This window comes from uncultured Tenacibaculum sp. (assembly GCF_947498805.1).
Classification (GTDB): Bacteria; Bacteroidota; Bacteroidia; order Flavobacteriales; family Flavobacteriaceae; genus Polaribacter.
In genome coordinates, this window is record NZ_CANMLT010000009.1 from 65,267 (window position 1) to 78,801 (window position 13,535).

Annotated in this window: 9 protein-coding genes; all 9 read right to left on the reverse strand. The window is 31.2% G+C overall.

The window, feature by feature from the left end:
- Nucleotides 1-37 precede the first annotated feature (37 nt).
- Nucleotides 38-577 (reverse strand): hypothetical protein, encoded by a 540-nt coding sequence (locus Q0873_RS16255; protein ID WP_299109296.1) that lies wholly within the window; start codon nt 575-577, stop codon nt 38-40.
- Between the two features lie 68 nt (nt 578-645).
- Nucleotides 646-1,866, reverse strand: a complete 1,221-nt coding sequence (locus Q0873_RS16260; RefSeq protein WP_299109298.1) for a hypothetical protein — start codon at nt 1,864-1,866, stop codon at nt 646-648.
- Nucleotides 1,867-1,886: 20 nt separating this feature from the next.
- Complete coding sequence (locus Q0873_RS16265) at nt 1,887-3,239, reverse strand: hypothetical protein (RefSeq protein ID WP_299109300.1); 1,353 nt, start codon at nt 3,237-3,239, stop codon at nt 1,887-1,889.
- A 240-nt stretch (nt 3,240-3,479) separates the two neighbouring features.
- Nucleotides 3,480-3,794 (reverse strand): hypothetical protein, encoded by a 315-nt coding sequence (locus Q0873_RS16270; protein ID WP_299109302.1) that lies wholly within the window; start codon nt 3,792-3,794, stop codon nt 3,480-3,482.
- A gap of 110 nt (nt 3,795-3,904) precedes the next feature.
- Nucleotides 3,905-4,648: a LytTR family DNA-binding domain-containing protein gene (locus Q0873_RS16275; RefSeq protein ID WP_299109304.1), complete on the reverse strand. Its 744-nt coding sequence runs from the start codon at nt 4,646-4,648 to the stop codon at nt 3,905-3,907.
- A 208-nt stretch (nt 4,649-4,856) separates the two neighbouring features.
- Nucleotides 4,857-5,033 (reverse strand): hypothetical protein, encoded by a 177-nt coding sequence (locus tag Q0873_RS16280; protein WP_299109306.1) that lies wholly within the window; start codon nt 5,031-5,033, stop codon nt 4,857-4,859.
- 12 nt (nt 5,034-5,045) lie between these two features.
- Nucleotides 5,046-11,399: a T9SS type A sorting domain-containing protein gene (locus tag Q0873_RS16285; RefSeq protein ID WP_299109308.1), complete on the reverse strand. Its 6,354-nt coding sequence runs from the start codon at nt 11,397-11,399 to the stop codon at nt 5,046-5,048.
- Between the two features lie 146 nt (nt 11,400-11,545).
- A complete protein-coding gene (locus tag Q0873_RS16290; RefSeq protein ID WP_299109310.1) occupies nt 11,546-12,289 on the reverse strand; it encodes a LytTR family DNA-binding domain-containing protein in 744 nt (247 codons plus the stop codon).
- On the reverse strand, nt 12,282-13,535 hold the full coding sequence (locus Q0873_RS16295; RefSeq protein WP_299109313.1) for a histidine kinase: 1,254 nt from the start codon (nt 13,533-13,535) through the stop codon (nt 12,282-12,284). Before Q0873_RS16295 ends, Q0873_RS16290 begins: the two co-directional genes overlap by 8 nt.

The window sequence follows — 13,535 nt, forward strand, 5'->3', positions numbered from 1 at the left end:
GACCTAACATCATTGACCTTTTAAACAAACAACTTGATCAAAACCTATAAAGTTCGGTTTTAAATTTAAAATCTCTTGAACGCTCTTTGCTTTTAGGACGTATTTCGAATGCTCCTCCCCAAACATTTTCGTTCCCTAAAACTTTCTTTACAATCACTCTCATGTCTTTATATGCTATTTTTTCTATCGCCTTATCTATACGAACCCAAGCTACATCGCTACACGATGGAGGTGCTTTTATAGCTCCTGAAACATAGCTAGCTTGATAATAATGCATTAAAGTAGGCTTATGATAACCTTCAAAATGAAATGTAAACAATCCTTTTAGCTTAATATTTTCAACTTCTACACCTGCACCTTTCGCCATGCTTTTTACAAATTCCTTCATACCAAAATCTCCAGCAAACCTTCTTCCTTGAATTTCCCAATCATTTCTCCACTTTACTAATAATATTTCATTTGCTTCATTGGTTATCATCAACTTTACAAATGAATAATTTGGCTCTACAGACTTCTTTTGAGCATTTAATTTAATTCCAATTAAAAAAAATACTACTACAATAAATTTCTTATACATTCTCTTTAATAATTAAGAAAACCGAATTGCAAAAACAATTCGGTTTAGAAATAATCAAAACTGCGTTTTTATTCATCTAAATAATCCTCTAAAATTGTAATCCACCCCTTAACTGGATCCAATAATAGTTTTTCGGTATTAGCAGTGTATTCTAACTGAATGGTCCCTTGAGCAACAGGATCTATATTTTGCCCATCTTTAAAGGCCCAAACGGTTACTTTTAAATCGTAAACTTTTCCTTCTTGTAAGTTATCTTGTGTTAATCTTAATAATTCTAAGAAAGCATAATCAGCTACATTGTTTGATCTATTTGTAGTTACTTTTGGATAAAAGAAATAGAAATCATTTGTATAGTCATCTAATTGTGGAATATTTTTAGAAAACTTAGTACTAGTTTTTCTTAATGCTTCTCTATCTGTTTTTTGTCCAGCCATTTCATAAGTGATATTAAACCATGCTCCAGGATGTGATACAGATAATGGTTGATCAAAATAAGGCTTAAACGCTACAGTTTCTCCTAACTCTCTTTTCGTGATAAAATTAGCTACTTTCTCTACTGGTTGATTAGACTTAGAGTTTCTTAAATAATTTGTTCCTTTTGCAAAAGCAATTTTACCGTGGTAATTTTTATAAGCTTCAAAACGCATTAACTTCTTTTTAGTTTTTGCCATTTTTAATGAGCTTAACTCACTTATCATCATATCTACTTTTGCCTGTGCAGTTTCAATATCCCAAGTGTCAAAATCAGCTTTATTCTTAGCCATTACCTCAATTACAGTTCTTTTAGAATCTAATGGAACTGACTCTTCATACTTGTTTAAGCTTCTATCGGTTTGTTGCGTTTGAGCTAATACTCCAGGTGCTACTTCAAACACTTCTATATATGATTTTGCTGAAGTTGAGTACCATACAAAGAACATTTTTATCTGCTTCTTTCTATAATAGCTCTCCTTAAAATTCATTTTTAATTGAGGCTTTTCTTGTTTCTTTTCCCAATAATGTAACTCATTAACAACCTTCCCTTCGTCTTCTTTTACAAATCTAAATCCGAAAGCCTTCTTATCTTTTAATCCGAAATACTCTCCACTTAAACCTAACTCATCGTTTTCACCATTTAAGTAAGCAAAGGTTCCTCCTGAAGCTCCTCCAGATTTTTTTGAACTTCTTGATGAGCTCTTTTTCGATGTTACCTTTTTTAATAATTTTTTAAACTGTGCATTAGACTCATTGCTTGTTCCTAAAAGCATAAATGCACTTAGCATACATGTTAAAAATACTTGTCTTTTCATTTTGTTTTATTTATAGTTAATTAGAAATTCAATTGTACTGCTTTGGTTTGCTTTGTTGTTCTTCCTGGATCTCCAGCAACACCATTTCTTCCTCTACTGGCATGCGAATACTTTGGAGCACCTCCTTTTCCTGCTGCTCCTCCAGAATTATTTAATTCAATATTTAATTTAGTAACAGAAGGATCTTTGATCAGTAGTATGTTTCCTCCTGCTCCACCATTTCCACCGTTTCCTCCATTTGGAGAACTCTTACTTCCTTCAAAACCATTCATTCCTCCACCTCCTTGATTGTTCACAATCAACTTGGTTCCTGTAGTTAATTTATATCGAGCAACATGTTTTTGCTTGGTAGTATTGTAAATGTCAATCTTATTTAGCTTTACTCCTGTTTGCTTATGAGTTACCGTTTTTACTTTTATTGTTAAATTATCACCTCTACCAGCATGTTGTCCATTTTTTCCTTGAAAAACTGTTACATGTTTATGACGATTGTATCCCCAAAATCCATTTTGATTTACCTGAATAGAAATATTATTCGTTGTATTTATGTGTTTTACTGCTTTTAAACTTGGGTGATACTTAGAAATTAGTTCAATAGTAATTCTATCTTCTTTTAATGATTTCGCATCTTCATCAACTCTTACCTCATCAATTGTGTTGCTACATCCTTTATTTTTAAGAGTAAAGTCACTCCAAGGAAGTTTTCCTCCTAAATTTTCTGTAGATAATTTAGAGCCATCCTTTAAGGTAGCAACTACACCATACTTTATTGCTTCTGAAAAATGTGCTACCTTTTGTGGTTTGTTGATAAGCTTAATTTGAATATTAGAAACTTCTTTATTTTCTAAAGAGTTCTTTTTTCTTTCTGCCTCTGCAACAGCTTTCTTTTGTTCTTTTACATTGGCTCTCGCTGAAGTTTGATTCTTAAACACTGCTTTCGCATAATCAGCAACCATCTTGTTTAATTCCTCATATTTTTTCGATAAGCTAACACTCTTTGAAAAAACATACTTTGTAGTAGCTTGTTCTTTTCCATTCCAACTGTAATAAATTCCTAAGCCATTGATAAAAGTTAATCGATAAGATTTAAACGAAAAATAAGCAGGATGTCCTGGTACATCAGGAATAAAATTTTCATCTAAGATCCCTGCTCTCTTTACCAAAACATTACTCACCTCTGTTCCTCCCTTAGTTATCTGAATTGGCCATTGTTTCTTAACCTTGACCATTTTGTATTTTTTATACGATACTTTTTCTACTTTAAACACCGTATACTTCCCTGATTGAAATCCTGCTAAGATTTCATTTTGATTTTTTTGTCCCAAAACAAAAAAAGGTAAAAGAAGTAATATAAGAGCTAGTTGTTTTTTCATTATGAATTCCCTTTTTATATTCCTTCACAAATAAAGCTCAGTCTTAAAGAACTTAAACTAAATTACTTCCCAATGAACGTTTTTCTCTTCCAAACAAAACTTCATCTTTAAAAACAATTACTTTTTATATACCTTTAAATATCAATAACATAACTCAACTTCCCTTCCTTATCTTTATCCAATAAAAAAAGCCAAAACTTTAGCAGTTTTGACCTTCATGTTATTTTTAAAAAATTCTTATTAGAATTTCGAAAGCTTTAATGTTTTACCACAATGTTTGCTTTCTATTTTAAAAATAAGCTTCCCTTTTCTCCCTTTATTCGCCCAGCGTACTTCTTTACCTATTCTACATGAAATACTCGTTTTTGAACCTTTATTTAAAGTTACAAAACCCGAACCCGTATAGATGGATACTTTTTCTTTAGTATCATTTATCAAAGAAATACTGCTACCTATAATTTCTATTTTTGACTCGTTACTTTTAATGTCTATTTCTTTTACCTTACTAAAAGAACATAAAACTAAGAAGCTAAAGACTGTTATAATTGTTCTCATATTTTTCATTTTGTTTTATAGAATTCAAAAAAAGAGTAACTCAATTGAAATGTTACCTTTTTACTTCCGAATCAACTATTTTTTCTTCCGAACATAAATATTCCATAGAACTATGCATAAAAAAGTGCCTCGAACCCTTCTTTATAACTTTTACTTACTGGAACCTTATAATTGGTATCAAGAGTTACCTCTTTTTCTTTTTTGGAATAAACTTCGATTTTATTCACATTTACAATCCAAGACCTATGAATTCGAAAGAAATGTTTTTCTTTACATAATAAATTCTCATAATGACTTAGTTTTTTTGCTATGACATATTTTTTCCCTTTGATTGTGTATAAATTAGAATACATCCTATCTGCTTCAATACATAAGACATCATTGATATCTAAAATGGCATAATCACTTTTATATGGAATTGCTATTTTCTTAATCTCTTTTTTATTTGCTTTAAGAACATCTAGTTTAGTTTGGTTTTGACTAGCATTTTCTATTGTTTTTTTTACCTTTTTTACTGCTTCTTGCAACCTTTCAATGTCTACCGGTTTTAACAAATAATCTAAAGCAGCTACTTCAAATGCTCGAATAGCATATTTATCATAGGCTGTTACAAAAACAACTTGGAAATCTATAGTAGAAAACTCCTCTAATAATTGAAATCCATTTTTTTGAGGCATTTCAATATCTAAAAAAACGAGTTGAGGAGAATGTTTCTTGATCTCTTTAATAGCACCATCTACATTAGAAGTTTCTGAAACCACCTCTACATCCTTGCAAAACTCATTCAGCAAAAAACGTAAATTCTCTCTAGCATTCGCTTCATCATCTACAAGTATAGCTTTTATCTTACTCATCTAAATTTAAATATGGGATTTAATTCTATCAAAAAAGGAATAGTTTTAACTCGTATGAATACATCTTCTTGTTTCCTTTAAAAAAAACATGAAACATAGCACTATTACCATAATTTGTTTCATTGTTACTATTCAACTTCAACAAGTTTGTTACTTGTAAAAGTAAAAGACTTGAAATTGATTACCTTTCAAGTCTTTTAAGTTCATTTTAATCAAACGAGTCTCCAGGGTTTTCTGGGCTCTGCGCTTGCGCTTTTTGAGGGTTTAAAATCATATAGGTTCCTATTGCTGTTAAAGCAGCATACTTACTATAATTCCCTATTTTTTTTAATGCCTCTTTTCTTGAGATATCTTTATTTTCTCCTTTTTTATTATTTGTGTTCATCGTCCTGATTCTTTACTCTATAATTACCTTTCTACTTAAACCTCCCTCTCTTTCTGTTTCCAATTTAACTACGTAAACACCAGTACTTACTTCTGGAAGATTTAAATCATTAATTCCTGTAGATCTAAAAGTCTTTCTAAAAACTTCTTTCCCTAATAAATCAAATATTCTTACGGTAGCTTCTTGTCCTTGTTCTTTAGTTAAAACTCTCAATGAGTTATTCGATACAAACATTGCTAGTTCGTTATTTACTTCTTCCATAGTATCTATAACTTCTTTTGTACTCATATGTAAGTAAAAACGATCTACTGTGTTTTTAGAAACTAATACCTTATAAGATTCTTTAGATACATTTGTAAACCTGTTGGTTAATTTATCTTCAATAAATACATTCATCCCAGCAGGTAAACCTGTAGCATTTGATTTAAAAATTAACTCTTTATCTTCTGATAATGATACTCCTAACGGAATTACCATCTCTTCATGTTTTGAATTCGGTAAACACTGTAAAGTGAAATTATTATCATTATTATTAGATACCAATTTAGTAAATAGGTTAAAGGCTTTTGATTGCGCTGAGAAAACTCTTGCGTCATACCCTGGATCTAAATCGATACTTGTGTTATTTAAAAATTTAACTTCAGTAGTACTTGTTCTATCTGCATTTGTCATTTCAATTTTTATAGAAGGAATTATTGTTGTTCCTCCTCTTGAAAAAACATTTCCTGTTTGATGACTTTGCATCGCTTCAGTAAATTGTACCGTTCCTCCGCCATTTTTTGCTGTCACAAAAAATCCTTGACCTGGTGCTAGGTATTTAGCTGGAGTTGCCTGATTTATTACATCATAAGAGTTTGTACCTGCATTCCAAACATACATTGCTACTGCAGTTGGGTCTAGTTCAGAAGCATTTTGAGTTAAAAAGTTGTTTGTAGCATTTGCGTTAACATTAAAATGTAAACTTGATGTATATGGATTAGAAACTAAGTTTAACTTATTTCCTGTTGCACTTCCATCGGTAATTACCATTGAAACATTTGTTGTGTTCAAACTTCCCGTAAAAGCAAATGTACCTGCGCTTGCTCTTTTTACTGAATATCCTTTTGCCTTTGTAAATGTACCAGCTGAATTAATATCATTAGCCCCCGCTGGAGTTGTATAATATACATAGCGAGATGATGCTAATGAGTTATTATAAGTAGCAACACTATATTTAATACCATTTGTACTCGTTACTAAATCATTTTTAAACGCAACTATATTTTGTCCATCAACTGGCGCTCCAAGTAAATGCCAATCTCCTGATACATATCTGTTATAAGACACAAGTCCTGAACCTGAATGCGTTCCTTTTAAAATTAAAGAACCATTTGTTGTTGCATTTGAATTAATTGTAAACGTTCCGTTTTGAACAAGATTACCTTCAATTGTCAATGCTTGACCATTATCTACTACAACACTTGACCCTGTATGAACCTCTAAATCTTTTACTGAAGCAGAAGTTATATCTACAATTGGTTGATTCGCGGCATTGGCAACTACAGCATCGAATGAAGATGATGGTACACCATTGGTCCAGTTATTTGCTTCACTCCAGTTCGTGTTACTTGCTCCTGTCCAAGTTGTATATTGAGATGTTACATCATATTCATACGCACCTCTATCAACAGTTGTATTTAAAATACGAGCATTTCCAAACAAATCCTTAGTATTCCCTGCTAATATCTTAGTATTGTCACCACTATCTCTAGAAGGTGAAACTGTTTTTAAGTTAAAATCAGAACTACTCATAAATAGAGGATCAGTATTTAAGGTATTCGTTTGATTTCCTGCAACTACATTTGCAAAACTATTAACATCTGTACTATTGAATACTGTTACTGTTCCTAAATTAGCATGAGTTCCTTTTCCTACCGAGTTTACATTTCCTGATAAAAAACTTCTTGTATTATTCCAAAAAATACAATTTGAAACCTCAGCTGTTAGCGTTCCATTGTTTTGTGTTAATCCTAATACGGCATTATCTCCCACAAATTTGTCTGTTCTATCTGCATAACTTAAGCTATTTACATAGGTATTGTTTACAAACTTGGCGCTAATATTAGTTCCTGTATTAGATGCTGTCAACCATCCTCCAGTAAGACCATGAGCTCTTAAACCAGGTGTAGTATTGTTAAAGTTTGTTGATTTGTTAGCTTTAAACAATGAATTTTTAACTTCAATATCAAATTGAGAATTTGCTGCTGGTGATGAGAAAAATGCTGCTCCATATACAGAATAGTTATCTTCAAAAACACAACGATTTATCTTAAAATTACCTCTAGTTACCGTATTATTATACCCTAGATAAATTCCTGCTGAATGACGTGCTATATTATTTTTAAAAATACAGTTTTCTACAGTTAATGTTTCTACATCGTCTGATTTTAAAATAGCTCCTGAATTGTAGTTTGATGGATCACGGTGCGCCGCAGCACCACTTATAGTAAACCCGTTAATAACTACATCTTTTTTAGTTACTCTAATGATATGACGCGTATTATCTGCAGTAGTTCCATTATAAATATTTGTTGATGCAGCATCATTTCCAGACAAATCTCCAGCGAAAATAGTGGCATTATCTGTATGTATTTTAGCATCATCTCTATCAACTAAATTTGCTTCTGTTCCTGTAAATCCACCGTGTACTTCCAATCCTTCAATATCTAAAATGATACTCACATTTGCATTCGAAGCATGTGCTTTATACGCTCCTTTAGCAAACCAAATTTCCTCAAGCATTGGAGTATTTCTTGCTATAGATAGTGCAAACTGTATATCTGTAAATGCATTTGACCATGATAAACCATCGTTAGAACCAGATGAAGTTTCTGTAATGTATAACCTTGTTGCATTAGCATAAGGGTTTACACCAACTGTATTTTCATAACATCCCATATCTATTGTTCCACCAACAACACGAGTATTTCCAAATAAATCTTTCGTTAAACTTCCATTTAACTTTGCATTATCTCCCGAGTTTAAAGCATATGAATAATTTGGTAATGTAAAATCTGGATTTAATAATGGATCATTGTTTGTTGCATTCGTTTTATTTCCTGCTGGTACAATAGAGAAATTCCCTTGCCCAATACTATTAAAAATCGTTACAGTACCTAGGTTCGTAACTGTTGCCTTACCTATTGCAGGAGCTACGACACTACTATTTCTTGTATTTCCCCAGAAAATACAGTTAGCTACTTCTACTGTTGCTGTTCCATTAGTTCTAGATACTCCTATTACAGGATAATCACCACCTGCTGAACCTAATGTTTCGTTATTTACATATGTATTATTTACTAAAGTAGCATTTACTTCTGAACCTGAATAATGACCTCTAATCCAACCTCCGGCGGTACCATATGACTTTAATGTTCCATTTCTATCTTTGGTTTTATTATCCTTAAACAAAGTATTGGTTATAGTTAAATCATACTTTGAATTTGCTGAAGGCAATGCATAAAAAACAGTAGAATGCCTTGCTAAGTTATTTTCAAAAACACAACGATTAAAAGTAAAATTACCTCTGTTAGCTGTATCGTTATAATCAAGGTTTATAACTGCAGACCAATCAGCAATATTGTTTATGAATATACAGTTTGTTACTGTTAATGTTTTAACCGCTTCTGCCTTGAAAATAGCAACTCCTTTTTTATCATCATTATTTGTGGCAGCTTCATTAAAACTACCATTTGAAATTGTTAATCCATCAAAAGTAGTATTGTCCTCAGATACATTTACAATGTGAATTGAATTGTCTGATCTTGTACTGTTTGAAAATGTAATATTAGCATCGTCATTCCCTAATAAATCTCCACTTAAAACAACTTTGTTATTTGTATGTATTTTTGTCACATCTCTAGCTGAAAGCGTAGCTTCATTTCCTGCAAAACCACCATAAAGGGTCAAGTTAGGTACGTCAATATCAAAACTTTTATTTCTATTTGAAGCATCTGGCTTATACGTTCCTTTTGCTATCCAAATTTGTGTCAAGTTTGTATTTAATTTTGCTATATCAATAGCATCATTAATATCTTTAAAAGCATTTGTCCAAGAAGTACCATCATTTACTCCTGTAGCATTCACATCAACAAATAAATTTGTTAATGTACTATATGGACTAACTCCTGAAGTATTTTCAAAACACCCTTTATCAACTGTTCCTTCTACTAATCTTGCGTTACCTGCCAAATCAGTAACAATTGTATTAGATAAATACGTATTGTTTCCTGTATTCATAGCTAGCGAGGTATTTTTTAAAGTATAGTCACCATTAGCCTCATCAGTAAATTTAGGATCAATATTTATCATTGTATCTGCCGTATTAACAGCATTACCTGAAAAAGCTTTTGCTTTTCCATATAGTGGTAGGTTTCCTCCAGAAGCATTCAAGTTATTCCAAAAAATAGAATTATAAACATTAAAAAAAGCTTGTCCTGCATTTCCGTTTGGCCTCAATGCTGCGATAATTCCCTTTGTAACTCCTGTTTCTGTACCAGTATCTACATTATTTACAAAAGTGTTATTATAAAACTTCGCATGTAATCTACCTGAATTATTAACATATAAAGCAACCATTCCTGTTACTCCTTTTCTAGTAGCTTCATCTGCTATTTTATTATTTGCAAATAAAGTATTGTGTATATTTAAATATCCGTTTTGACTAAACGTTTTTCCGAAATACACATATAACGTAGTGTAATATGTACTTAAATTATTCTCAAACTTAGAATTAATAATATCTAATCTATCATTGGTTCTATTGAATGGAGCTTTTATTCCTGCTGATGAGTTTCTAGCAACATTATTTCTTACCGTTAAGTTTCGTAAGGTTAATCTTTCCGCTTCAACGTGCTTATTAATTGCTGCAGCATCTGTAGTAGTATCTGCTCCTTCAATCGTAAACCCATCAATAATTACATCATCCGCCGCCGTTCCTAAAGTAACAATGTTGTTACTATTATCGGATCTAGTAGCATTCGCAAAAGTTATGTTTGCATCATCATTTCCTAACAAATCTCCAGATAAAATTGTAGGGTTTGCTCTAAAGTTTCTTTGAGCTAAACTTGTTTCAGTTCCAATAAACCCACCAAATAATACTGTATTTGCCTTGCTTATTGTAAACTTTACTGTTTGATCTGAAGCATGTGGCTTATAAACTCCTGCTTTTACCCAAATTTCTCCTCCGGTAAATGCATCTAATGCTGCCTGTAAGGTAGTATACCCATTAGCCCAAGAACTTCCATCATTAGCTCCAGTTGCTGATGGATTTACATAAACTATTTGACTTAATGTTGTTATTTGATTTGCTCCAGACCAATTCGAAACTACGTTTGCCGCCGTACAATGTTCTCTTATGTAAATATTATACATTGTATTTGGTTGCAAACCTAATGCATGCTTCGCTGTATTAATGTTTGAGTTAATTGTTGCAGATGAAAATGGTTGACCATCTTCTACAAAAGCGATATCATATGTTTTTCCTCCTGCTGGCAATATTACTTCTGTAGAAGTAGCAGTTGTGTTGATTAAAGAAAAACTTGATGACAATGGTGCATAACAAAATCCATTGTTACCTCCTAAAGCTGCAGCTTCAGTTGAATTTAGAACTGAAGTATAAATATGAATATCATCAATAATATCTTGATATTGATTGGCAGCGGCCAATGTACCATTCCCATTATTTGCAACAATAAAATTGGTATTTTGATTTACTGGATTATTTATTCCAAAAGAGTTAGCATGTGCCTTATTAAAACTTTCTACTACCCCATCAACATAAATTTTCACATCTTGACGTAATTGATAAATAGGATTTGCTGAATGAATCACTCTTGGATATTCTCTATCTAAAGAAATTACAATATGATGCCAGTTGTTATCAGAGATATTTTTCGTACTTGAAAAGTCAAAAAACTTAGGCTCAATTATTCCTCCTGGAGCTCTTGCTTGTGCATGACGACCTGTAATTCCTATTTTACCGTCTTTCAAATACACATACATTCCATATTCTTGACCAGTAAAACCTGCTCCTGTCTTAAAACTTTTGTTTAATAAGGTCCTACTGTTACTGTCATTAGTTCCTGTTTTTACCCAAAAACTTAAGGTTAAATCAGAAAAACTAAAATTTGGTGCTGTTAAATAATCTCCCCCAAGATTCAATGCATTGTTTGCGTTAGAAAAACGATCAATAACATTTGTTAAACTAGCCCCCGCTTGTGTAAAGTTATTTCCGTTTACAGCATCGGTTAAGTTACCGTTTGTAAACTCATAAAAAGCCTCTAAATTTGCTGTAGGTACTTGTGCTTTTGCAATAGCACCTAGCATTATGAGGCTACATAGTAGTATTTTTTTGAACATTCTTTTTTGTAATTAATTATTAATTAGCCACAAAAAAAAATAATCGAGTATATTACAATATCAAATTGTTTCCGAATGAACGAATTAAGCTTCCCTTTACAAAAAAGTAGTTCTTATATGAAGTATACAGCTTCAAAACTTTCTTTGTAACTCTTACTTACTGGTACCTTATAATTAGTATCAAGAGTTACTTCTTTTTCTTTTTTTGAATATATTTCAATTCTATTTAGGTTTATAATCCAAGATCTATGAATTCTAAAAAAGTCTTTTTCTTTACATAGCAAATTTTCATAATGACTTAGTTTTTTGGCTATAATATATTTTTTACCATCTCTGGTGTACAAATTAGAATACATTCTGTCTGCTTCAATACACAAAACATCATTGATGTCTAAAATGGCATAATCACTTTTATATGGAATAGCAATCTTTTTTATTTCTTTTTTATTAGCCTTAAGTACCTCAATTTTTGACTGATCAAAACTGGCCACTTTAATTGCTTTCTTTACTTTTTTCACAGCTTCTTGTAACCGTTCTATATCCACTGGTTTTAACAAATAATCTAAAGCAGCAACTTCAAAAGCTCTAATGGCATATTTATCATAAGCTGTTACAAAAACAACCTGAAAATCAATCGTAGAAAATTCCTCTAATAATTGAAATCCATTTTTTTGTGGCATTTCAATATCTAAAAAAACTAGTTCTGGTTTATGCTTCTTTATTTCCTTTGTAGCTTCATCTACGTTGGAAGTTTCCGAAACTACTTCTACTTCCTTGCAAAACTCATTTAGCAAAAAACGTAAATTCTCTCTAGCATTTGCTTCATCATCTACAACTATGGCTTTTATCTTACTCATCTGAATTTATATAAGGTATTTTAATAATTACTTTAGTTCCTTCTTTTACTTGTTCATAATGAAACCCTATATCTGTTTTATAATAATCCTTTAGCAAAGACAATCTATCTTTTATTGCGTTGGTTGAAAAAGAATTATTCTGGTTTCTATTTTTTAAGTTTATTTCTTTTGACGCTTTTACACCTATTCCATTGTCTTCTATAACACACTTAAAAACTTCATCTATATCAAAAGTAATTTTAACCATTTTTACTCCATTTAACTTATGAAGTAATCCATGTTTTATTGAATTTTCTACAAAAGGCTGGATAATCATAGACGGCACCTTGATATCGTTTATTCTTTCCATTCCCTGTATAGAGTATTCAAAATCTTTTCTAAACCTAAGTTTTTCTAATTCTAAATACTTTTCCAATAAAGATAATTCCTCTTCAAATGAGACGAAACTCTTTTCACTCATATTTAAATTCTCTCGTATTAATGAAGAAAATTTAGTTAGATAATTGTATGCTTCATGTTTCCCTCCTTTTAAAACTAAATTTTGAATAGAATTCATAGCATTAAACATAAAGTGCGGATTCATTTGAGCCTTTAATGACTTTAGTTGAAAATGTGCTAATTCTGCCTGTTTTCGTTGCTCTAACTCTTCATAAGCCTTTTCTAAAGCTTCTTTTTGCTCAAGTACCAATTCATTTATTCTAAAAAGCTCTTCCTCATTTCTCTGATTCTCTATTTTAAAATATCTTATGGCCAAAAATATTCCTAAGAAAAAAATTGCTGTATGAAAGTATCCAAAATCACCTTCCTCATAAACTTTAAAGAAATAGTTGGGAACAAAAAATAGAACTAAACACAACAATAAAGATGTATAGTGATGTATATTTTTATCAAAGAAGAACAGTGAGGCTATTGGTAAAATTAAATAATAATATTCAGAGTAATTTCCCTTTATTAAAAAGTTACAATGGTAAAATAATATACACGCAAAAGCAATAAAAAAGACCACCCTAGCTATAAAATATTCCCTTTTATACTGTAAAAATATAATTACTACAAAGACTAACATTTCAACTAAAAATGCTAATCCAATTGAAAACGATAATGCATTCAATAAAAGTCGTAAGATTATAAAAAACAACAAATCAACGATACAAAACACACATGTAAAGTTTAAAACTCTAATGCGTTTTATTTCTTTTGTAGGTAAATTTTTGACAATTCCAATATTTATAATCTTTCTTATCAT

What these genes read in the sequence shown, in the direction of transcription:
- Q0873_RS16295 (WP_299109313.1), bottom strand. Translation starts at nt 13,535, where the DNA reads ATGATAAGAAAGATTATAAATATTGGAATTGTCAAAAATTTACCTACA.
- Q0873_RS16285 (WP_299109308.1), bottom strand. Translation starts at nt 11,399, where the DNA reads ATGCTAGGTGCTATTGCAAAAGCACAAGTACCTACAGCAAATTTAGAG.
- Q0873_RS16280 (WP_299109306.1), bottom strand. Translation starts at nt 5,033, where the DNA reads ATGAACACAAATAATAAAAAAGGAGAAAATAAAGATATCTCAAGAAAA.
- Q0873_RS16275 (WP_299109304.1), bottom strand. Translation starts at nt 4,648, where the DNA reads ATGAGTAAGATAAAAGCTATACTTGTAGATGATGAAGCGAATGCTAGA.
- Q0873_RS16265 (WP_299109300.1), bottom strand. Translation starts at nt 3,239, where the DNA reads ATGAAAAAACAACTAGCTCTTATATTACTTCTTTTACCTTTTTTTGTT.
- Q0873_RS16260 (WP_299109298.1), bottom strand. Translation starts at nt 1,866, where the DNA reads ATGAAAAGACAAGTATTTTTAACATGTATGCTAAGTGCATTTATGCTT.
- Q0873_RS16270 (WP_299109302.1), bottom strand. Translation starts at nt 3,794, where the DNA reads ATGAGAACAATTATAACAGTCTTTAGCTTCTTAGTTTTATGTTCTTTT.
- Q0873_RS16290 (WP_299109310.1), bottom strand. Translation starts at nt 12,289, where the DNA reads ATGAGTAAGATAAAAGCCATAGTTGTAGATGATGAAGCAAATGCTAGA.
- Q0873_RS16255 (WP_299109296.1), bottom strand. Translation starts at nt 577, where the DNA reads ATGTATAAGAAATTTATTGTAGTAGTATTTTTTTTAATTGGAATTAAA.